General features: G+C 60.9%; 24 protein-coding genes. 3 read left to right on the top strand and 21 right to left on the bottom strand.

The genetic code is table 11. The features are described 5' to 3' along the window. The first annotated feature begins 2 nt into the window (after positions 1–2). The gene (locus B9A97_RS08015) at positions 3–890 is read left to right on the top strand and encodes a Pnap_2097 family protein (protein ID WP_084364569.1); all 888 of its coding nucleotides are present in this window, start codon (positions 3–5) and stop codon (positions 888–890) included. On the opposite strand, the gene B9A97_RS08010 is transcribed toward B9A97_RS08015, so the two are convergent. The 7 genes from B9A97_RS08010 to speD form a co-directional block, all read right to left on the bottom strand. Further along, the gene (locus tag B9A97_RS08010) at positions 877–1,608 is read right to left on the bottom strand and encodes a hypothetical protein (RefSeq protein ID WP_084364567.1); all 732 of its coding nucleotides are present in this window, start codon (positions 1,606–1,608) and stop codon (positions 877–879) included. The genes B9A97_RS08015 and B9A97_RS08010 overlap by 14 nt on opposite strands. 28 nt (positions 1,609–1,636) lie before the next feature. Then, on the bottom strand, positions 1,637–3,259 hold the full coding sequence (locus tag B9A97_RS08005) for an ABC-F family ATP-binding cassette domain-containing protein (protein ID WP_084364565.1): 1,623 nt from the start codon (positions 3,257–3,259) through the stop codon (positions 1,637–1,639). Between the two features lie 65 nt (positions 3,260–3,324). Beyond that, positions 3,325–4,923, bottom strand: a complete 1,599-nt coding sequence (locus tag B9A97_RS08000) for a polyamine aminopropyltransferase (protein ID WP_210189687.1) — start codon at positions 4,921–4,923, stop codon at positions 3,325–3,327. Next, the gene (locus B9A97_RS07995) at positions 4,920–5,156 is read right to left on the bottom strand and encodes a hypothetical protein (RefSeq protein WP_084364563.1); all 237 of its coding nucleotides are present in this window, start codon (positions 5,154–5,156) and stop codon (positions 4,920–4,922) included. Before B9A97_RS07995 ends, B9A97_RS08000 begins: the two co-directional genes overlap by 4 nt. After that, complete coding sequence (locus tag B9A97_RS07990; protein WP_143530369.1) at positions 5,156–5,878, bottom strand: hypothetical protein; 723 nt, start codon at positions 5,876–5,878, stop codon at positions 5,156–5,158. The genes B9A97_RS07995 and B9A97_RS07990 overlap by 1 nt, the downstream gene beginning before the upstream one ends. Beyond that, positions 5,836–6,687 (bottom strand): DUF350 domain-containing protein, encoded by an 852-nt coding sequence (locus tag B9A97_RS07985; protein ID WP_143530368.1) that lies wholly within the window; start codon positions 6,685–6,687, stop codon positions 5,836–5,838. The genes B9A97_RS07990 and B9A97_RS07985 overlap by 43 nt, the downstream gene beginning before the upstream one ends. Positions 6,688–6,765: 78 nt before the next feature. After that, entirely contained in the window at positions 6,766–7,146 is a 381-nt protein-coding gene (gene speD, locus B9A97_RS07980) for an adenosylmethionine decarboxylase (protein WP_244564164.1), read from the bottom strand. A 212-nt stretch (positions 7,147–7,358) separates the two neighbouring features. Here speD and B9A97_RS07975 point away from each other — a divergent pair, with 212 nt between their 5' ends. Further along, a complete protein-coding gene (locus B9A97_RS07975; RefSeq protein ID WP_084364557.1) occupies positions 7,359–8,942 on the top strand; it encodes an ABC-F family ATP-binding cassette domain-containing protein in 1,584 nt (527 codons plus the stop codon). 77 nt (positions 8,943–9,019) lie between these two features. On the opposite strand, the gene B9A97_RS07970 is transcribed toward B9A97_RS07975, so the two are convergent. The 4 genes from B9A97_RS07970 to B9A97_RS07955 form a co-directional block, all read right to left on the bottom strand. Continuing rightward, the gene (locus B9A97_RS07970; RefSeq protein WP_084364555.1) at positions 9,020–9,307 is read right to left on the bottom strand and encodes a hypothetical protein; all 288 of its coding nucleotides are present in this window, start codon (positions 9,305–9,307) and stop codon (positions 9,020–9,022) included. 77 nt (positions 9,308–9,384) lie between these two features. Further along, a complete protein-coding gene (locus tag B9A97_RS07965) occupies positions 9,385–9,783 on the bottom strand; it encodes a DUF6481 family protein (protein ID WP_084364553.1) in 399 nt (132 codons plus the stop codon). Positions 9,784–9,851: 68 nt separating this feature from the next. After that, positions 9,852–10,076 carry a hypothetical protein gene (locus B9A97_RS07960; RefSeq protein WP_084364551.1) on the bottom strand — a complete coding sequence of 75 codons (225 nt, stop codon included), beginning with the start codon at positions 10,074–10,076 and terminating at the stop codon, positions 9,852–9,854. Positions 10,077–10,202: 126 nt separating this feature from the next. Then, the gene (locus B9A97_RS07955) at positions 10,203–10,412 is read right to left on the bottom strand and encodes a cold-shock protein (protein ID WP_084364549.1); all 210 of its coding nucleotides are present in this window, start codon (positions 10,410–10,412) and stop codon (positions 10,203–10,205) included. A gap of 352 nt (positions 10,413–10,764) precedes the next feature. Here B9A97_RS07955 and B9A97_RS07950 point away from each other — a divergent pair, with 352 nt between their 5' ends. Continuing rightward, complete coding sequence (locus B9A97_RS07950) at positions 10,765–11,586, top strand: bifunctional allantoicase/(S)-ureidoglycine aminohydrolase (RefSeq protein WP_084364548.1); 822 nt, start codon at positions 10,765–10,767, stop codon at positions 11,584–11,586. Between the two features lie 55 nt (positions 11,587–11,641). On the opposite strand, the gene B9A97_RS07945 is transcribed toward B9A97_RS07950, so the two are convergent. The 10 genes from B9A97_RS07945 to phnE form a co-directional block, all read right to left on the bottom strand. Then, positions 11,642–12,937, bottom strand: coding sequence for an alkaline phosphatase family protein (locus B9A97_RS07945; protein ID WP_084364547.1), 1,296 nt, complete (start codon positions 12,935–12,937; stop codon positions 11,642–11,644). Between the two features lie 40 nt (positions 12,938–12,977). After that, a complete protein-coding gene (locus B9A97_RS07940; RefSeq protein WP_084364545.1) occupies positions 12,978–13,859 on the bottom strand; it encodes a metallophosphoesterase family protein in 882 nt (293 codons plus the stop codon). Between the two features lie 10 nt (positions 13,860–13,869). Beyond that, positions 13,870–15,444, bottom strand: coding sequence for an ABC transporter substrate-binding protein (locus B9A97_RS07935; RefSeq protein WP_084364543.1), 1,575 nt, complete (start codon positions 15,442–15,444; stop codon positions 13,870–13,872). Between the two features lie 81 nt (positions 15,445–15,525). Then, the gene (locus tag B9A97_RS07930; protein WP_084364541.1) at positions 15,526–16,305 is read right to left on the bottom strand and encodes a glycerophosphodiester phosphodiesterase; all 780 of its coding nucleotides are present in this window, start codon (positions 16,303–16,305) and stop codon (positions 15,526–15,528) included. A gap of 4 nt (positions 16,306–16,309) precedes the next feature. Continuing rightward, the gene (locus tag B9A97_RS07925; RefSeq protein WP_084364539.1) at positions 16,310–17,185 is read right to left on the bottom strand and encodes an ABC transporter permease; all 876 of its coding nucleotides are present in this window, start codon (positions 17,183–17,185) and stop codon (positions 16,310–16,312) included. Further along, entirely contained in the window at positions 17,182–18,132 is a 951-nt protein-coding gene (locus B9A97_RS07920) for an ABC transporter permease (protein WP_084364537.1), read from the bottom strand. Before B9A97_RS07920 ends, B9A97_RS07925 begins: the two co-directional genes overlap by 4 nt. Continuing rightward, positions 18,129–19,163, bottom strand: a complete 1,035-nt coding sequence (locus B9A97_RS07915; protein ID WP_084364535.1) for an ABC transporter ATP-binding protein — start codon at positions 19,161–19,163, stop codon at positions 18,129–18,131. The genes B9A97_RS07920 and B9A97_RS07915 overlap by 4 nt, the downstream gene beginning before the upstream one ends. Continuing rightward, positions 19,160–20,158: an ABC transporter ATP-binding protein gene (locus tag B9A97_RS07910; RefSeq protein WP_143530367.1), complete on the bottom strand. Its 999-nt coding sequence runs from the start codon at positions 20,156–20,158 to the stop codon at positions 19,160–19,162. The genes B9A97_RS07915 and B9A97_RS07910 overlap by 4 nt, the downstream gene beginning before the upstream one ends. Continuing rightward, entirely contained in the window at positions 20,151–20,807 is a 657-nt protein-coding gene (locus B9A97_RS07905) for a DapH/DapD/GlmU-related protein (protein ID WP_084364531.1), read from the bottom strand. Before B9A97_RS07905 ends, B9A97_RS07910 begins: the two co-directional genes overlap by 8 nt. Continuing rightward, positions 20,804–21,667 (bottom strand): phosphonate ABC transporter, permease protein PhnE, encoded by an 864-nt coding sequence (gene phnE, locus B9A97_RS07900; RefSeq protein WP_084364529.1) that lies wholly within the window; start codon positions 21,665–21,667, stop codon positions 20,804–20,806. The genes B9A97_RS07905 and phnE overlap by 4 nt, the downstream gene beginning before the upstream one ends. Between the last annotated feature and the right edge of the window lie 2 nt (positions 21,668–21,669).

The following is a 21,669-nucleotide window of genomic DNA, read 5'->3' as shown; positions in this document are numbered from 1 at the left end:
GCATGAACATTGCCGTTGCCGATATCGAGACCGCGCCGCCGTCTCCGCGCCAGCTGATGGAACAGGCGCTTGCGCCCCATCTTCTCCTCGGCATGCCGCACCTGACCCCCTCGGGGCTTTCCGAAACATGGCTGATGAAGGAGCTCGGCCATCGCCACTGGCTGATGCTGGCGCTTGAACTGGGCATGGACAACGCCGATTTTCGGACGCCTGAAGGAGACGAGGCCTATGCGGCGATATGCGCGACCTCTCTCGAAAGCCAGGGGCTCAGCGATATCAGGGCCAATGATGTGCTCAGCATCCGATCTGATCTGGTGGCCGTGTCGCGCACACGTTTCGAAAGCCGCCATCGGCTCTATTGCGGGTCACGCTGCGTCGGCAGGGCGGCTTTGCTATCGACCTTCGTCAGCCGTCATGGCAATGGCAACCGGAGCATCGCGCGCACCATGGTCGCCGGCTCGCCCTCGCTGCGCTCGGTTCAGCCAAGCCTGTTGATCGACCTGAGCGCCGCGTTAAAAGCCGGATGTTTCGACAGGTTTTCCGGGCTTGAGGCGCCAGCGAATCCGCCACCGGCAATGACGTTCACCCCCTCGGCCTCGCAGGAATTCAACGGTGCCGGCCTGTTCTACTTCGCGGAATTCCAGGCCCTTGCGGACCGGGCCTTCGAGCACTGGCAGGGCAATGTCGCGGAGCCGCTGGCGACTTCCAGCCGCCATGTATCCTTCGCCGGCAATATCGAGCCCGGCGAGCCGGTGTCGGTTGCGCTCGTCCGCCGTTCCGCCGATGGCCTGTCAACGGCCGACCATCTCCTGGGATCGGATGGACGGCTGCTGGCAGTGATCGTGACAAACCGGCTCGGCTGCCGGTCGCCCCATGTCAGGAAAGGCTGAACGCATATTCCTTGCCAAGCAGGCCGACAAAAACTGTCCCGGTTGAGGGTACCTTGACCGCCCCGCAAACGCTGCCGGTGGTGACAACCTGCCCCGCCTTCAGCGGACCGAACGGGCCGGGCACGCCATTGGCATAGGCAACGAGTGCCGCGACCGGATCGGCGTCGGGATGCTTCGCAGGCTGGTCGACCAGGACAGTGCCGTTGGATTCGACCCGGACCTGGCCAAGGTCGAAACCCTCGGCGAGCACGCCGCGGTCCAGTTCGGCACCGACGAGATAGCCGATATTGCTCATGAAATCGGCCAGGCCGAGCGGCCAGGCCGGCGGGGTCGAGAAACGGCTGCGGATGATCTCGACGCCAAGCGAAACCTTGCCGATCGCCTCGACGATCTCGTCGCGGCTATACGGCGTTTCGCGGGCCGGCAGGTCTTTCGAGAGCGTCAGGGCCAGTTCCGGCTCCACGCCGATATCAGGCACATGGGCGTACCGATCACCGCTTTCGACAAACAGCAGCGGCGCGCTATAGGCGCCGTCCGGCTTGAGGCTGAGCTTGAAGCCGGCAACGGCATAGTCACCGCGCTGAAACAGCGCCGCCTGCACCGCATAAGCGCCGGCGGCATCCAGAGCGGTGACGGACCCGGTGTCGACAGTGCCGTTCCCGGTGATCGCCTTGGAGAGGTCATCGACCAGCCGGCCCTGTGTTTCGCTGTTGACCATGGGTTTCCTCCCTAAATCAATTTTGTTTCTAGTGCCTCAGACCCGGGGCTTCCTGCCCCGTGCGCGCAACGTATTCCAGATAACCGCCGCCATATTGGTGGATGCCTTCCGGCGTCAGTTCCAACACCCTGTTCGACAAGGCCGCGAGGAAATGCCGGTCGTGGCTGACGAACAGCATCGTGCCCTCATATTCCGACAGCGCCTTGATCAGCATTTCCTTGGTATCGAGGTCGAGGTGGTTGGTCGGCTCGTCGAGAACAAGTAGGTTCGGCGGATCGAACAGCATGATGGCCATGACCAGCCGTGCCTTCTCGCCGCCCGACAGCACACGGCACTTTTTCTCTATATCGTCGCCGGAAAAGCCGAAGCAGCCTGCCAGGGCTCGGAGAGAGCCTTGGCCCGTCCGCGGGAAATCATGCTCCAGCTGTTCGAAGACCGTGCGATCACCATCCAGCAGGTCCATGGCATGCTGGGCAAAATAGCCCATCTTGACGCTGGCGCCGATGGCAACGCTGCCCTGGTCAGGCTCGGCCGCGCCGGCCACCAGCTTCAGCAGGGTCGATTTCCCGGCGCCATTGATGCCCATGATGCACCAGCGTTCCTTGCGGCGGACCATGAAGTCGAGCCCATCATAGATCACCCGCTCGCCATAGCGCTTGTGCACGTTCTTGAGGTTGACCACATCCTCGCCGGACCGCGGCGCGGGCTTGAACTCGAAAGCCACCGACTGCCGCCGCTTGGGCGGCTCGACGCGCTCGATCTTGTCCAGCTTCTTGACCCGGCTCTGCACCTGCGCGGCATGGGAGGCACGCGCCTTGAAGCGCTCGATGAACTTGATTTCCTTGGCAAGCATGGCCTGCTGTCGTTCGAACTGCGCCTGTTGCTGTTTTTCGTTCTGGGCGCGCTGGCCCTCGTAGAACTCGTAGTCGCCGGAATAGGTGGTGAGCTGGCCGCCGTCGATTTCGATCACCTTGCCGACGATGCGGTTCATGAAGGCGCGGTCGTGGGAGGTCATCAGCAGGCCGCCCTCATAGCCCTTGAGAAAATCCTCAAGCCAGATCAGGCTTTCCAGGTCCAGGTGGTTGCTCGGCTCGTCGAGCAGCATGGCATCGGGACGCATCAGAAGAATGCGGGCCAGCGCCACACGCATCTTCCAGCCGCCCGAGAGCTTGCCGACATCGCCATCCATCATCTCCTGACTGAAGGACAGGCCGGCCAGCACCTCCCGCGCCCGGCCTTCCAGCCCATAGCCATCCAGTTCCTCATAGCGGGCCTGCACCTCGCCGTAGCGCTCGATGATCGCGTCCATCTCGTCCATGCGGTCGGGATCTACCATCGCCGCTTCAAGTTCGCGCAGCTCGGCCGCGACGGTGCTGACGGGACCTGCGCCCTCCATGACCTCGGCAACCGCGCTGCTGCCGGACATTTCACCGACATCCTGGTTGAAATAGCCGATCGTGACGCCCTTATCGACGGAGACCTGGCCCTCGTCGGGCTGTTCCTGGCCGGTGATCATGCGAAACAGCGTGGTCTTCCCAGCACCATTCGGCCCGACCAGCCCCACTTTCTCCCCCCTGTTGAGCGCCGCCGACGCTTCGATGAAAAGGATACGATGGCTGTTCTGCTTGCTGATGTTTTCGAGGCGGATCATGGTCTGTCTTGCGGCTGGAGATTTCGTGTTGCGGCGCCCTTATGCCACGGGTCCGCCGACCTGTCTCATGTTTTTCGCGCGTGAAAGTCGATCCCGGGCCGACGCCTTTGCCTAGCGATAATGCTGCCAACCAGAAAGGTAGTAATCGAGGACGACAGGTTTATCGAGCGTGGTGACCTCGACGTCACCCACGGCCGTGTCCTTGTCGAAGACAAAATGGCCAGCAAAATTCCGTAGGTCCAGATAGCGGGTTTCGACTGCAATCGATGGGTGGTCATATTGAGCTTGGCATTGCTCGCCAGAACGAAACCCCAATCACCGAAGGAGGGGACGTTCGCATGATAGGGATAGAGGTGTTGAAACCCGGCTGCCTCGATGGTCTTGGCGATACCGGCAAAGGCCCGTGGCGCGAAGTATGGGCTGGTCGCCTGTGTCACAAATAGCCCACCCGGACTCAAGTTTCGTTCCGCGAGTTGATAGAACTGCTTGCTGTAGAGTCGGGCAAGCCCGCTGTTGTTGGGATCGGGCAGATCGGCAATGATGACGTCAAATCTTTCTTCGTTCGTTTGGAGATAGCCGAAGGCATCGGCAAACACGACTTTTACCCGGGCGTCATTGAGACTGCCTCGGTTGAGCGTTGAAATATGCGGATTGTCGCGCGCCAAAGACACAATCTGCGGATCGAGATCCACGAGGACAATCTCGCTGATGCCGTCATACTTCAGCAGTTCTCGTGCGGCCAGGCCGTCACCGGCGCCAAGCAGCAGGACGCGCGACGGCGTTCCACTGCCCACAGCCAGGGGAATATGGACCAAAGCCTCGTGATACCGATACTCGTCGATCGACGAAAACTGCAGATTTCCGTCGAGATAGAGCCGCGTGTCGTCGCGATCCCGCGTTAGCACGATCCGCTGGTAGGACGACTGTGCGCTGTAGACGATCCGATCTTCATAAAGGCTCTGGTCCCAGTGGCTCAGGAAATGATGAGACGTCAGGATCATGACGCCCAGTGCACCCGTCAGCACAAAGGTCAGATGCTTCAAAGATCGCGTCTTTGGCCCAATCTCTGAGGCGAATACACGAAGCACCGCAAAGCCGATCGACATATTGGCGAAGCCGAACAGGAGAGAGGACTGATAGACACCGAAGAATGGCAACAGGATGAAGGGAAACGACAGTGTCGCGATCAACGCGCCGAAGTAGTCGAACGAAAGGATGTTGGCGATATTCACCTTCAGCTGATTGTATCGCTCCATCAGCCGCGTGAGAAACGGGATCTCCAGCCCAATCAAGACACCGATGGACACCGTTAGGAAGAGATAGACGGGGATAAACAGCTTCGTCCATGCATAGGTCAGATAGAGCAGCGGGATGCTCAGTCCGCCCAAGGCAGCCAGCGCCAGCTCAATCTGTACAAACCGCGTCAACAGGTCCCGTTCGATGTATTTAGACAGATAGGTCCCAATACCCATGGCCGCCATGTAGATGCCGATAGTCAGCGAGAAGTATTTGACGCTGTCTCCCAGAAAATAGGATGCAGTCGTGGCGATCAGCAACTCATAGATAATGGAGCAAAGACCCGACACGAAAGCCGAGAACATGAGCGCCATGGATTGCCGCCCGCCATCTCCATCAGGCGGCATGACCTCTTCATGCGTGGTCATTTGCCACTTTCCGGGCCGCCGCCCAGAACCCCGAGCCCGCCGACACTGCCGCTACGATTGCTGCGTTCGTGGAAGGTCTCCACGCTGTTCCAATACCAAATTGAACTGCGCCCCGATGATCCGCCATAGCCCTGGTAGCCATAGCCACCAGAAGAGGGAAGAAAGAGATACAGGTAGATGGTGCCGAGGACGACCATGGCGATAACAACGGCTTGCTTGGTTTCCGAATTCATCAGGAAAACCTCGATGTCAGCCGGATAAGGGTTCCGTTCGATACCTCGTTCAGCACGAGGCCAATCACCAGGGTGATAACGCCGAAGGCGAAATGCGGGACGCTGCTGCCGACCGTGGATGCCACTGAAACGGTGATAACTCCGGGCGTGTAGTCACCCTGCGTCTTGATCTTCAGATAATAGTCCCCCGGCTCGGCCACTGTGAACTTCATCTCGTAGGCTTCGTCTGCCTCTTCCCACACGCCATCGTCGTTTCCGGTTTCATGCCAGAGTTCCTTGCCGAAGGAGAAGAGATATTCCTTCTGATTGTCCAGCAATTCTGCTTCGACAAAGGACCAGCGATTGACAAGTATGTTGGTGCTGATCTGCACTTTGACGACCTGACCAGAATCATGAATCTTGAAGGGGCCGATCAACGCAAAATCACGCGCGGCGACCGTCTCACCAGGTTCGATCGGATCGGTAAGCGACGCGCCGCTGGCCACCTGCTGCCTGAGTTGGGCCTGGTAGATCCGTTTGGACTGGGTGTTCATGATCCAAGATGTCAGCAGTCCAAGCAATCCATAGATAATGAAGACCGAGGCCAGTTTGCCGATATCGATACCGGATGGCTGGGCGGCCTTGACTGACTTTCTTGCTGTTCTGGGACGGCTTGCACGCAAGAGCTTGTTCCTCGTCCCTAGAGCAATACGGCGAGAACGATGGCAAAAGTTATTGAACAAGTGCCCTCGAGCAATCCCGCGGCCACATTGCCATCATCGCGAATATCCCTGCCGAGCGAGTGCCCCGGTATAACAAGGCGATCCATTAGCAAGCGGACCAAAGGCAGCATGACGAAGGCAATGAGATTGGACCAGCCAAACTCGATGAGATCGCGTCGCCAGTCTACGAAGTCTCCCGAGGAAGCATTCATCACGATGATCGCCAAGGCAATGACATTGCCGCCGAATGCAATGCCGGCTGCAATGTTGTGCTTCACCAATTCGCCATGGATGTCATAACACGAGAAGCGCTCGTAAATCAGGCTGAAGAGCAGCAGCGAAATCTGCCCCAGAAGGAAAAAGGCAACCGCCGAAAACACACCGCCGCCTTCGCCCGATACAGCACCAGCCGCGATAAGTCCCGTCGCCAGATAAATACCGAAGTGTACCGCGCCGACGCCAAGATTCTTTTCCTGCACCAACTGCGCCGTGTCGCTAAAGCGACGGAGCACGGCCACGTCGGTAAGCCAGGCTGAGACATTTAACAGGACGATCCCCAGGATCGAATAGCCGCCGACTGTCATCAGATCCTGAATTAAGCCGCGGGATGGCCCCAAAAGGCTTGCTGCGAAAATCACCGCAGTGCCAAGATAGTAGCCGCTTATAGCCAACCCGACAGCCTGGTTGTTCTTCTCCATCAGTTCGATGCTGAGCTTGTACGTGCTGATGGTGTCCTTTAGCCATTTCGAGAACAAAAACAGGACAATGTAGAGCGCAACGAAGGACACGGCCCTGATGATGTCGCTGAGAACAAATGAGGCGGTCATCATAATATGCTCATCAAAAATATGGGTCGAATTCAAATTGCCAACACCATTCAACAGTGGCAGGCAAGTATCAAGTGCCGCCTATGATGGTTCTTGCGTTTTCTGCCCTCGGATCAGCGTCGTGGTGTCGACCCGACCCGGCCGCAAGCAAGTCCTCAGATGTTCCAAAGCTTCCTCAGCATTGCAACCGCCACAGACGAAGACATCGAGCGCGGCATATCTCAGTTCGGGCCAGGTGTGGATGCTGATATGCGACTCAGCCAGCAGTGCAACGCCGGTTATCCCGCCCTGGTCACCGAACTGATGCAGTTTCACCTCCAGCAGCGTTGCTCCGCAGGCTGACGCGGCACCGACCAGTGCGCGTTCGATATTGGCTATGTCATCGAGTTCCGACACGCCCCAAAAGTCGGCAATGACATGCATTCCAGGTAAGTATGCGGTTGCCAAAGGAGCACTCATCATTTGTCCCAAATCATGGTCCCGCCGGGCTCCGCGGTCCTGAGTCAGCCGATAGCATCTCACCAGCGGTGATGCCAGCACGACCGAACCGGATATCTTGAACCTGCCGCATTCGTTTGATATTCAACCGTCATCCGCGGCTTCAACAGGCAGGTGCATCATGGAAATCGCCCTGAAAACAAACGTTTCTCGTTCTGTTTCCAGAGGTATTTTGCATGCCTGCAGCTATAACCATTTCCCAACTATCATGGTCCACGCCTGACGGCCGCCCGCTCTTTTCCGATCTCGATCTGACATTCGGGCCTGGGCGCACGGGTCTCGTCGGGCGCAATGGCGTTGGCAAGTCCACGCTTCTCAAGATCATTGCCGGCACACTTCCACCAAGCCACGGGTCGGTCTCTCAAGGGTTGAAGATCGGGTTGCTCCGGCAGACCTCCGGCGCCGAACCGGGCCAGACGGTCGCGGATATCTTTGAGGTTCGCAGAGCTCTCGATATTCTCGCAAGGGCGGAGCGGGGCGAGGCGACGGCGGAGGAGATTACCGAGGCCGACTGGTCGCTGGAAGATCGTATCCACTCGGCCCTGGCGAGCCTCGGCATGTCAGCGAAACCCGATACGCCATTGTCCACGCTATCAGGCGGGGAATACACCCGTGTCGCGCTGGCGGCGCTGGTTTTTGCCAAACCCGATTTCCTGCTGCTGGACGAACCGTCAAATCATCTCGATGGCGCGGGGCGCGGTTTCGTCAAATCCCTTCTGAACAGTTGGAAGGGCGGTGCGATCGTGGTCAGTCACGATCGGGATCTGCTGGACACCATGGACACGATCGTTGAGCTGACCTCGCTCGGCGCCAACAGCTATGGCGGCAATTGGAGCCACTACCGCGCGGCAAAGGCGCTGGAACTCACCGCGGCCAAACGCGACCTTATAGAAGCGGAAAAGGAGTTGAAGACCGTGGCCCGCGCCACGCAGGCGTTGGCAGAGCGAAAAATGCGCAGGGACAGTGCCGGACGTCGCAAAGCCAGCAAGGGGGACGCGCCTCGCATCCTCTTGGGCGCGATGAAAAACCGAAGTGAGGTTACAGGAGCCAATCAGGCGAAACTGGCCGATAAACAAAAACAGATGGCCAGAGAACAACTGGCTGCTGCCCAGGAACGCATCGAGATTTTGCAGCCGCTATCTGTGACGCTGCCGAAATCCGGACTGCCGCCGCATAAGGTCGTCCTCCGGGCGAACGATCTCGGTTTCGCGCATGACGGTGGAAGGTCGCTGTTCTCCGGGATTTCCTTCGAGATTGTCGGACCGGAGCGGCTTGCCATTACCGGACCGAATGGTTCGGGAAAAACGACATTGTTGTCGATTGCCTCAGGCTTGCTGCAGCCAACCACCGGCTCAATCGAAATTCTTGCCGATCATGTGCTGCTCGACCAGCATGTGAGGCTGCTTGATCGGTCATGCTCGATTCGGGACAATTTTCGCCGCCTTAACCCGCAAGCGGATGAAAATGCCTGTCGGTCGGCGCTTGCCCGCTTCATGTTCAGGGCGGATGCTGCCTTGCAGATCGTGGGCAGCCTGAGCGGCGGTCAAATGCTGCGGGCCGGACTTGCCTGCATCCTGGGCTACAAGCCGCCGGCTCTGCTGATGTTGGATGAGCCGACGAACCATCTGGATATCGCATCCATGGAGGAAGTGGAGGCGGGGCTGAGGACTTATGATGGCGCGCTAATCGTCGTCAGCCACGACGAAGCCTTCCTGGAGAATATCGGCATCTCCCGACGACTGGCGTTGACGCGCGCGTGACGCCGGGGAATGCAAGGAGAACTGGCGCCTCGCCGCATGGCAGCAAAGCGGCGACGCGCTTTAGCTGACCAAAAGACCTATTTGTTCTTCAGCAGCCACATCTTGCCGGCCATGGTGATGCCGTAGACATCCTTGGCGGCGTCGTCATCCAGATGGCGGCGTTCGAGCAGGCCCGGCCCGCTCAGGTCCTCGATGGTCTTGTTCGTCACGAACTTGATCTTCAGCGGCCTCTCCTTCCAGCGGTCGGTTTTCGCAAAGGTCACTGTCGCGTCCTTATGCGTCCACTTGGTTGGGGATTGCGGATAAAGATCGCCGTTCTTGGCGAGCTTCAGTCCGGCAATTTGCGATGGGGAGAGTTCGATCATGGGCGTAGAAAGTCCGGTTCGAGGTATGTGCGTTGAGGAAGGTCCGGCTGTGGCCGAGACGGGGCTCTGGTGCTCCGTCACGCCTGACGCGCCTTGCGATTGGCATAGCGACGGTCGCGTTCGGCCTTGCGGGCCGCTTCATCGGAGACGACACGAGAGATGCGATCGCGTTCGATAGCCTCCCGTTCCTCGATCTCGGCACGGGCCGCCGCCTCGCGCGCGGCGATCTCTGCCTTGGCGGCAAGGTCGCGGGCTTCCGCTTCTGCGGCAAGGCGCTGCTTTTCCTCGGCCTTCTTCAGGTCGCGGGCCGCATTGCGTTCGTTGCGCGCGGCGACGATCGCCTGTCGTTCCGCCTGCTTGGCTAGCAGTGCGGGTTCGTCCGCCTTCTTGGCGCTATAGGCTGCGAGAAGCTTTGCCTTTGCCTCATCCGCCGCATTGCGGCGATCGGAAAGGTCGCTGTTTCTTGTTTTTTTCAAGGTTTGGTTCCGTTTGTAGAGTGTCAGAAGATCGTAGAGGAGACGGGCAGCGCAGAGCTGCGCCGATCTCAGCCTTTTTTCGGATGCTTGCCGGCTTTCTTGTCGGCGAGGGCGGCCAGATTGGCTGCTTCGCTGGCGTGCCGGGCCTCGCGCAGGCGTGCGGTCTTTTCGTCGCGGGCCTGCACATGTGCGTTCTGCTCCTCCAGCCCCTGGCTGCGCGAGAAGAATTGCGATTGAAGACTGCTAAAGGCAATTTCGGCCTTAGCACGCGATTTACTGAATGTTTGGGTCATAGGCTCGAAGCTCCTCCAGCGTAGCGACCAAAAAAAAGGCCAGGCTATGCGCCTGACCTCTCGCTGGTATTTGTGCTCATCAACAGTGCCAGTACATCCGTGGTCACCGGACGGCTCAAAGACCTATTAGGCAGCCTGGAGGCGGCAGGCGGACATCTTGCCCGACTTGTTGTCGCGTTCCATCTCGTAGCCAATCTTCTGGCCTTCGACGATGTCACGCATGCCGGAACGTTCGACAGCAGAGATGTGTACGAATACGTCAGCGCCGCCGTTGTCAGGCTGAATGAAGCCGAAGCCCTTGGTGGAATTGAACCATTTAACTGTGCCAGTGGTCATAACGAACCCTTTCATAGCAACTGAGTTACGAACACGCCGATGCGTGTGCGTGTCGTCTCGATTTTGAAGGGAGAAGTTCGTCCAAGGCGCGCCATTAGGGCGCAGTAACAAAAGTCAAACAGCAATATCGACAGCCCTAAGATAGGGGCTAGCACAATCAATGTCAACCAATGGTTTTCAGATTATCCAATAATTCGACTTTCAGTCGAGAAATCATCGTTCGTGCGATCAGGAATCATCGGACAATCATACCCGCCGTCCCATCTGTAAGCTTGACCCTCCTGACGAGTTGTTTGATAGCTCACATGTCCTCCGCGAAGCCGAAACAGACAAGATTGGACATGGCGCTTACATGAGCACTTCGAACTTCTATTCCGCCATGGGCGGGCTGCCCGGGCAAACCGAGCTTCTTTCCAGCAAGGCGATTTTCACCACGGCCTATGCCGTCATTCCCCGCACGGTTATGAGTGACATCGTCACCAGCGTGCTGCCGCACTGGACCGGCACGCGGGCCTGGATCTTGTCGCGCCCGCTGACCGGATTTTCCGAAACCTTTTCACAGTATCTGATGGAAGTCATGCCGGGCGGCGGCAGCAACCGGCCCGAGCCCGATGCCCGTGCCCAGGCCGTCCTGTTCGTCGTGGCCGGCACCCTGACGGTGGAACTGGACGGCAAGGCGCAGGACATGCGCGCTGGATCCTTCGCCTATCTTCCGGCAGGCTCCAAATGGACGTTGCGGGCGACCGGTGCTGAGCCGGCCAAGTTCCACTGGTTCCGCAAGGTCTTCCAGGTGGTCGAGGGCCTTGACTTGCCCGAGCCGATCTTCAGCCATGAGGACCAGCACGAAATCGCCTTCATGCCCGATACCAATGGAAGCTGGGGCACGACGCGCTTCATCGATCCCGCCGATGTGCGCTACGACATGCATGTCAATATCGTCACCTTCGAGCCCGGCGGCACGATTCCGTTCATGGAGACCCATGTCATGGAGCACGGGCTCTATGTGCTGGAAGGCAAGGCGGTCTATCGCCTCAATGGCGACTGGGTCGAAGTCGAGGCCGGGGATTTCATGTGGCTGCGCGCCTTCTGCCCCCAGGCCTGCTATGCGGGCGGCCCCGGCAAGTTCCGCTACCTTCTGTATAAGGATGTCAACCGCCACACCTCGCTGTGGTAGGCCGTCCCGCAGGAAGCCCGTCGTCCCGGTGATCTTGCCGGGACGACGGAAAGCATTATCCAGCCATGGCGACCTGAATGCGAGACAGGTCAGCCTGCAGCGCCTTACCGTCCATGTCCGTTTCCGGAAGGCCGAGATGGCGGATGATGCTGGGAGCGATGTCGGTGATCGAGCTTTCGTCCGACACCTCAAGACCGGCCTCGAAGCCTACTCCGACGATCATCAGCACCGGATTGGTCTCGTATCGGCCGCGGCCACCATGCATGCCGCAATCACGACGCACCTCGCCGATCTCCTCATCGAAACGCACGGCCATGGCGGATAGTCCAGGCACGCCATTGATATTGGCGCCTTCCGTCTTGGCCATGTCGATGGCGATCAGATCGTCTCCGGGGATCTGGCCGAGCTTTGCCAGGTCCTCACCCATGAAGACCTCCTCCACCCAGGACTGCTGGCGCAGCCAATCCGCCGCCTCGATACGGCGCGTGGATGCCTCACCGCCGAAATGGATGAAGGCGGCGCAGCCCTGCGGCGCAACCACGATCTCGGGTCCGTCAATCGACGATTTGAACCCCGCCTCAAACAGTCGGCGCTCGACCGGTATCGCCTCGGTCACCGACTCATGGCCATGGTCGGAGCCGACGATGAACAGCACCTCGTGGCCTTCGTCTCGCAGCCGCTCCACCGCCTCGGCAACCTGACCGACCAAGCGGTCGGCGCCGGCCAAGGCTTCGAGATGGACATCCGATCCGAGCGGCGCGGCATGCATCGACTTGTCCGGCTCGGACAGCCAGAGCGTGGCGGAGGACGGGCGCTTTTCCAGCAAGGCCTCGATAAAGCGGCGCGTGGCGATGGCGTCGCCCTCATGACCGGCCGCCGTCTTCATGACCTCACCGGTGGGAATGCGGCCCGGCGCATAGCAAAGCTCGCGATGATACATATTGGCGTGGCTGTAGCTGTCGTGGAAGAAGGCCGCACCCGGTGACGCGTTGCTGGCGATGATCGCGCCATGCAACCCAGCCACGCGTTCGGATACGGAGGGACGCGCCAGCATGCGGCCATAATGCCGGCGGAAGGTGTCGAAGAATTCCGGCTTGCCGGCATCGTGGAATTCAAAGCCGCCTTCTATCGGCAGGCCCATGGAATTGCCCCTGAGGCCATGGGCGAGGGGATGGCAACCCGTGGCGATGGACGCCGATGAGGCGCGTGTCGCCGAGGGGAAGATGCCGCGCTGATTAGCAAACCAGATCCCGGCGCGCTTGAGCGCCGCCATGACGGGGGTCGTCTCGTTGGTGACAAAATCCGGCCGGTTGCCATCGCACATGATGGTGACTGCAATTCTATGGGTCATGATGTGTCCTTGTTCAATTCATGCATGAAATCGGAGGCGCTCAGCCGAACCACGGCTGGAGTGGCCGCTCCGGCAGCGACGTCGTGGTCTTGGCCTGCTCCGTCCAGTTGCTGGCATCGATGCTGATGAAGAGGCGCGGCCGCACCACCTGATGGCGCAGGCCGTCCGCATCCAGGTGCCAGAGCAGATAGCCGGTCCGCATATGGCTGATATCGCTGGGTGGGCTCGCCGGCATGTTGACGAAGGACGTGGCGGGTGCGGTGACGATCGCCAGTCCCTTGTAGTCATGCACCGTATGGCGATGGATATGTCCGGCAGCCAAGACCGCGACGCCATGCTCCAGGCATCGGTCGAGCAGCCAGCGGCGCGGCTCCGGCAGGATACAGTGCGTGGTGATCTTCTGGTCGTCCGGATCCTTGTCGAAGGGCGGCATGTGAGTGAACACCATGGTCAGGCGGCCGTCGCGTTCGGCAAGGGCGGTTTCCAGAAAGGCCGCTTGCACGGCCTCCTCTTCGTGGCCGCTGCCCATCAGGGCGCTGTCCAGACCGATCAGCCGCAGACGCAGGCCGTCCTTTTCCAGATCCTGGACCCACCATGACAAACCGACATGGCTGCGCCAGGCGGCGAGCCTCGCGTCGTTCACCGGCTGGTTCAGCCGCGAGGCGACCGGCGCCTCGCCGACATCGTGATTGCCTGCAATGGCCCGCCACGGAGAGGAAAGCTCCCGGTGGCAGGCGACAGCGAAGGCAAGATCATCGGGCCTGTCAGGCCCGTTGAAGGAGATGTCGCCCGAATTGATGATGAAATCGGGCGACAACTGGCGCATTTCCTCAACGAAGACAGGCCAATTGGCCGTGAACCAGGCATGGCTGCGCGACAGATGCGTATCGGATACCTGGACGATGGTCAGCCTATTGGCCATGTCTTGTTCCTCAGGCCTGCGGGAAGCGCAGGTTGTCGGGGCGCAGATCCATGAAGTAGAAGGTGGTCGGACGCCACTGGATCGACTTCTTGATCGCGTAGGCCTCGAAGGGCTGGTAGAGGATCGTGCCGGGCGCTTCGTCTTCCCAGGTGTCCAGCATCTTCACGAACAGTTCCTTGCGCTTGACCGGATCGGTTTCGGCCTCAAGCGCCTGGCCATATTCGTTGAAGGCCTTGCGGGATTCGGGAGACCAGACGTCCTTCGACTGGATTTCGCCACCCGGACCCCAGGCAACCCAGAGAGCGCCGAGCGGATCGGGCAGGCGTGTGGAGTTCGACCAGTTGTAGACCTGGGCGCCTTCGCCCTTCATCTGGTCGCCGGTTTCCACGACCTGCAGCTCGGCATTGATGCCGACGGCCTTCCACATTTCGACCAGAACCTGGGCTGCTTCCAGGGCATTGGTGTAATAAGATGCCTGGGTCTTGTAGACGATCTTCTCGCCCTTGTAGCCAGCCTCGGCCAGCAGAGCCCTGGCCTTCTCGGGATCGTAGGGAAGTTTGCGGCCTTCGACGAACATCTGGCCATATTCCGGATAGTTGTGGCTGCCGGGGACCTCTGCCTTGCCGAGCCAAAGCGTATCGACCAGTTTCTGGCGGTCGATGGCGTTGGAAAGGGCCTGACGCACGCGCTTGTCGGCCAGAACCTTGTCATGATTGTCGAAGACGAGAACATGGGAATTGGCGAGGACGACCGAGCGGATCTCGATATCGTCATAGCCGCCGATGATCGCCACCTGGTCCGGGGGTACGTTGGTGATCAGGTCGAATTCGCCGGATACCAGGCCGGCGACGCGGGCGGCCAGTTCCGGAACGGCGCGGAAGGTTACCTTCTTGGCGGTGGGGGTGCCGAGGAAATAGTCGTCGAAGGCTTCCAGAGCCGTCGCCTCGTTCTGGCTGTGGGAGATGACCTTGTAGGGACCGGTTGCGACCGGCGCGCGCGAATAGGCGTCGAAGCCCATTTCTTCATAGGCGCGCTTGTTGACGATCCAGGCGCACCAGGAGGCGAGACGCTGCTCCAGCAGCACGTCGGCGACCTTGGTGGTGAAGCGCACGGCGTAGGGATCGATCGCCGTGACATCCTTCAGAATGCCGAAATAGGGCTTGCCCCCGGGGATCTGGGCCTTTTCGCCACGCAGGCGTCCGTCGCGGAAGGTGTAGACCACGTCGTCAGCCGTCAGCTCGTCACCGTTGTGGAACTTGACGCCCTGGCGCAGCTTGACGATGAGTTCAGAGGGGCTGACGCGCTCCCAGGAGGTTGCCAGATGCGGCTTCAACTCGGAGCCGCCACCATCCGGCGAGCCGAGGAAATCGCGGCGGATCAGCGTATCGAATACGGAATAGGTGACGCGCGTGCCGACATTGGAAAGCTCACGCGCTGGCTCCAGCGTTGCCGGCAGCGCCGCAACGGCAACGGTGAAATCGGGGCGGGGTGCGCCGGCGGCAGCGAAGGCCGAGGGCACGAAATCGAAGATGAAAGGTGTCAGGGCGGCACCCTGCAGCAGCAGGCGGCGGTTGATATTGGGCATCGTAGGCTCCGTTGGTTGATACGACGGGAGTTGCATGGCTGGGTTTTCGAGGCCGCAGCCACCTGCCGGAGGGATTGGTGGTCAGCCCCCCGGCGAATTCGGTTTGGCAGGCGCGTCTGCCGCGCGTGCGGCAAGACCCAGCCTGACATCGTTGAGCATCACGGCATCGGGCCGTCGCTGAAGGATCGTGTGCATCCGTTCCGGCGTGACGACGCCGACACCCTCATGGGTTGGCTGGCCGGCCATGATGATGACCCGGAGCCCCATGGCCTGGAGCGTGCCGATTGACGCCTCGGTTGCATCATCCTCCCAAAGACGAGCCCAGAGGCCGTCCATCTCCCGCAAGGCTGGATAGTCGCCATAATCTCTGAACAAGCCGAGCATGGGACTATCAGGCAATCGCTGCCTGACCACCGCGCTTGCTTCCAGGGAACGGACGCCGAAGGCGACCGCGGCATCATCGCCAAGATGGGGTGCAATCAGGTCAAGGGCCGAGCCTAAGGCCTCGGGTTCGGTGATCTTCGTATCCAGCAGCACGCAAATTCGACCGCGGACGGCAGTCAGCGCTTGTGGAACCGTCAGCAGGGCCGGATGCATGGCGTGCAACTCGGCATACGAGATCTCGCCGATCGCCTTGGCGTCACCATGCAGCCGCTCCAGTGTTTCGTCGTGGAAGACGACCGGAATGTTGTCCGCGGTCAGCCGCCAGTCGAACTCGATGAAATCGGCGCCGGCGGCCACCGCCTGCTCGAATGCGGCGAGGGAATTTTCGCCGGCTTCGGTGCTGGCTCCCCGGTGACCGCCGACAAAGACCGGCGCGCCGGTCATATGTTCTCGAGTCCAGATCGATGTGAATGTCATGGCATCATCCTTCCTGTTCGGCCGTCGGATCGAGACGGTCGCGGAGCCAGTCGCCGAAGAGACTCATGGCAAGGGTTGTGAGGAAGATGACGATACCGGGCAGGACGGCGATCCACCACGCGTTGAGCAGGTAATTGCGGCCCTCTCCCAGCATCAGCCCAAGGGAGGTGCCGGGCGGCTGTATGCCAAGGCCAAGGAAGGAAAGGGAGGTTTCCAGCAGGATCGTGCCGGGGAAATTGAGCGTCGCCTGCACCACGAGCGCCGCGGCAATATTCGGCAACAGGTGCCGGAAGACCACGCGGCCAGGACCCGCGCCCAGTGCTTCCACGGCCTTCACATAATCGGCCGATTGCTCCGAAATGACCTGTCCTCGGGCAAGGCGCGCATAGCGTTCCCAGCCTTCCAGGCTGACCAGGACGATGAACAGAGGGATGCTGTTGCCGAAGAAGGCGAGGAAGGCGATGGCGATGAAAAGCGATGGCATCGCCGTCTGGATATCCGTGAGCATCATCACGAACAGATCGACAAGCCCGCGCAGCCGCCCGGCCGCAAGCCCCATGAGCGTGCCGCAGACGGCACCGATCAGGGTGCCGAGGACAGCAATGAGGATTGAGGTGCGCAGCGCATAGATGATGCGGCTCAGAACATCCCGGCCCAGATGATCAGTACCAAGCACATGATCCCAACTGCCGCCAATGAAAACGGGCGGGCGGAAACGCGCGAGCAGGTCCTGCGTGGTGTAATGGGCAGGTGCCACCAGATCGGCAAAGATGGCTACGAGCACGACGAGCGCGAGCCAGCTCAGGCTGATGACTATCGAGATGGGCATGCCACCTAACAGCCGACGACGGGGCAAAGCAGGGCTGTCGATCGTCGTCATTGGGCACCTCCAAGCGTGCGGGCAAGGCTGACCTTGGGATCGATGACCGCATGGAGGATATCGACCAGAAGATTGGACAGCACGATGATCAGGGTCACCGTGAGGATGACGCCCTGGACCACCGGCAGGTCGCGCATGTAGACAGAAGACACCAGCAGCCGGCCGAGGCCGGGCCAGGCGAAGATGGTCTCGACCACGACTGCACCAGAGAGCGTCAAGCCAATCTCGATGCCGTAGAACATCAGGAGCGGCACCATGGCATTGGGTAGCGCATGGCGCAGGATCACCGTGGTCTGCCCGGCGCCCTTGGCATGGGCGGTGCGGATGAACTGCTTGCCCATGACCTCCAATGTCGCCGTGCGGGCAAAGCGGGCGATGCGCCCGGCCAGCGGCAGCGCCAGCGTCACCGTCGGCATGATCAGGTGCAGCCATGTCGTCGCCCCTGATGACGGCAGGATGCGCAGCTGCAGGGCAAACAGGAGTATCATCATGATCCCGAGAAAGAAGATCGGCATGGAATAGCCGAGCACCGCAAAGGCCATGACGCCGCGATCGACAGCCGAACCCCGCCGCACCGCGCCGAGGATGCCGAAAGTCAAGCCGAGAAGCGATGCCAGCAGCAGCGCGCAAATGCCCAGCATCAGTGTGCGCGGCAATGTCTCAACGATCACATCGACCACCGGCAAATCATTGGTGAAGGAGACGCCGAGATCTCCTTGCAGGGCACGGCCGAGAAAGGCGACGTATTGCACATAAAGCGGCCGATCGAGGCCCCAGGCCACCCGGTAGTCCTCCATGACGGAGGGCGGTGTTTCGGGCGGCAGCAATTGATCGACGGGATCGCCGGCCGTGCGCAAGACGACGAAAACGACCGTTACGCACAGCAGGAGCGTGATCAGCGAACGCAACACGCGATAGAGAATGGCGACAAGGCTCTGGACGGTCATCGGGCAGCGCCCTCCATGGTGCGGGCAGCGGCACTGCCGGAAGGCGAAGCCACGTCTATAGAGTTCGCCCCTGTGGCAAGGTGGCAGGCCACCAACCGGTTGCCGCCGAGATCAGCAAGCGCAGGCATCTCCGTCCGGCAACGCGCCAGGGCCACGGGGCAGCGTGGATGGAACGAACAGCCGGAAGGACGGTGGGCGGGGTTTGGCGGCTCACCTTGCAGCATGTCCCGATCGGCCATGCGACGGCCGGGCATAGGCGCCGCGGAAACCAGTGCGCGGGTATAGGGATGCTCGGGGCGGACGAAGAGATCATCCGCATCGCCTTCCTCGACGATCCGGCCGAGATACATGACAGCAATGCGCCGGCTGACCTGGCGCACGACCCGCAGGTCATGGCTGATGAAGACCATGGCAATGCCGAGATCCGCCTGCAGATCGCTCAGGAGGTTCACCACCTGGGCCTGGATCGACACGTCGAGCGCCGAGACAGGTTCGTCGCAGACGAGGAGATCGGGCCGGGTGATGAGCGCGCGCGCCAGCACCACCCGCTGACGTTGTCCGCCCGAGAGTTCATGCGGAAAGCGCTTCGTCACGCTCGCAGACAGCCCGACCGCCTGCAGCAACTCACCAACACGCGCATCCCGGTCGGCCGGCGTGCCGATCGCGTGAATATCTAGGGGTTCGCGCACCTGTGCCGCGACCGGCATGCGACGATCCAGTGCGCCGAACGGATCCTGGTAGATCATCTGCATGCGCATACGGGCCTTGCGCCATTCCGGGCTCCCATGCCGGGGCATCGGCCTGCCGTCGAACAGGACCTCGCCCGCGCTCGGCGGCTCCAGACCGAGAACGACGCGACCAGTGGTCGACTTGCCCGAACCGCTTTCGCCAACAATGCCAAGCGTATCGCCGCGTTCCAGCAGCAGCGAGACATCGTCGACCGCGCGCACGCCCGCAGCCTTGGCGAACATGCCGTGATGCATATCGTAGACACGGGCGATGGATCGGACGTCCAGCAATGACCTGGTCATGGTGACACCCGTTCCAGGGACACACCCGCCACCGGCAGCCGCTCGTATTGGACCGCATTGAAGCAGGCGAGGTTACGACCGCCACCGATGCCGGCAAGCGGCGGCACCGAATGCTGGCAGTCAATGCTTGCCCTGGCGCATCGGGGTGAGAAGGCGCAGCCTTGCGGCAATGACCGGGGATCGGGAACCGTACCGCCGATCGACACCAACCGGCGGCGCGGTCCATCGATGCGCGGCAGACTGTCGATCAGGCCACGGCTATAGGGATGGGCGGGGCGGTCGAACAATTGCTCGGCAGCGGCCTCCTCGACAATCCGCCCCGCATACATCACCGCAACCCGGTCACAGGTCTGGGCGACCACGCCGAGGTCATGGCTGATCAACACGAGGCCGGTGCCGGATTCGCGCTGCACCAAGGCCAGCAGATCGAGGATCTGCGCCTGGATCGTCACGTCAAGTGCCGTGGTCGGTTCGTCGGCGATCAGCAAGTCCGGTTCGCCGGCCAGCGCCATGGCAATCATGATGCGCTGGTTCTGCCCGCCTGATAGTTCATGCGGATAGGCGGAGAGCCGTCGCTCCGCATCGGGAATGCCGACGAGATCAAGCAGGCGGCGCGCCTCTGCCCGTGCCGAACGCCCCGAAAGGCCGCGATGGAGCAGCAGAGCTTCGCCAATCTGGCTGCCGATGGTGAGCATTGGGTTCAGCGCGCTTGCCGGATCCTGGAAGATCATCGCGATACGCCCGCCGCGGATGCGACGCAGCGCGCTCGGTGCCATGCCGACGAGGTTCTCGCCATCCAGCATCACGCGGCCGCCGACCTTTGCTTTGCCGGGCAGCAGACCGAGTGCCGCAAGCCAGGTCAAGGATTTGCCGGAGCCGGATTCGCCGACCAGACCCAGCGTTTCGCCCCTGCCGATGGCAAGGTTGATGCCGTGCAGAACAGTCACGCCGTCAAAGGCAACGGTCAGATCTTCGATGGTGATATAGCTATTCACCGGCCTCAGCCTCCATGGTGGCGGCCGGCGCAGATGTGCCCGGACGATATTTCTCGATGAAGGCGTCGATCGACAAGCGCCGGATATCGGGAAGCGCATGGCGGAGTGTGTCATGCGGCCAGTCCCACCAGGCGATCTGCATCAGAGCTTCGGCCTGGGCCTCGCTAAATCGACGCTTGATGAGCTTCGCCGGCACGCCACCGACGATGGTGTAGGGTTCCACATCCTTGGAGACGACGGCGCCGGCGCCGATGACGGCCCCCGTGCCCACGGTCACACCGGCAAGAATGGTGACGCCATGCCCGATCCAGACATCGTGACCGATCGTCACCCAATGATCCCGGCGCCATTGGAAGAATTCGGCATCGTCCTCACCCAGACCATATTGCGCGGCGCGATAGGTGAAATGGTGCTGGCTGGCGCGCCAGGTGGCGTGGTTGCCGGGATTGATGCGCGCGCCCTCGGCGATCGAGCAGAACTTGCCGATCGTGGACCACACGACATTGCCGCCCTTGACGATGTAGGAATAGTCTCCAAACTGGCTGTCACGCATGCTGACATGGGCTTGAATTTCGGTCCATCGACCCAGTTCGCAGCCGATCACGCTGGCGGTGTCATGAATGGTCGGTTGCTCGCTCAGCATTTTCATCGCGTGGTTCCCATTGTTCCAATGAAGCGCGTGCGGATCGCCGCCGACAGGGCATCGATTACATAGACCATGGCAATGATCAGGAAGATGATCGACCAGGCCTCATCCCAGCGATAGGCACCGATACGATCCGACAGCAGGAAGCCGATGCCGCCCGCGCCGACGATGCCGAGAATGGTCCCGGAGCGCACATTGGATTCGAAGTTGTAGAGCGTGATGGAGAGCAGAACCGGCATGACCTGCGGCATCATGGCAAAGCGCACGGCCTGCATGCGCGACCCGCCCGACGCCACGACGCCTTCCACCGGCTTCTTGGAAATGTTCTCGATCGCTTCGGCATAGAGCTTAGCGAGAACGCCGATCTCGCTGACGGCGATGGCGAGCACGCCGGGCAGCGGCCCGAGTCCGAAGGCGCGGATGAAGACCAGGGCCAGGATCAGCGTTTCGAAGGCTCTGATGATATCGAAACCGCGCCGCACACCGAACCGGAGCAGCGGCAGACGATTGATGTTCTTGGCACCGAGAAACGACAGCGGAAAGGCAATGAGGGCGCCCAGAACCGTGCCGAGGAAGGCCATGGAGAGGGTTTCGCCCAGGCCATTCAGGATATCGGCAAACTGCTCCCATTCGGTCCAGACATGGGGCGGGAACATGAAGGAGAGGACCCGGCCCAGCCGCCCCAGGCCGGCGATGATCCGCTCCGGAGAAAAGCCGAAATCATAAAGACACCAGCCAAACAACGCGGCAAAGGCAGCGAACAGAGCGTATCGGCGCAGCCGCACGGAGAGCGGCTCGCGAAATGCCTCCGGCATCTTTTCGCGCCAGGCGGCGACATCGGTCGGAGAGATCGAGGTCTGCATGT

The sequence above is a fragment of the Rhizobium sp. RU36D genome, from assembly GCF_900176345.1.
In the GTDB taxonomy this organism is placed as follows: Bacteria; Pseudomonadota; Alphaproteobacteria; order Rhizobiales; family Rhizobiaceae; genus Allorhizobium.
The sequence above is the reverse complement of the archived record's forward strand: the minus strand, read 5'-3'. Positions and strand labels throughout refer to the sequence as shown.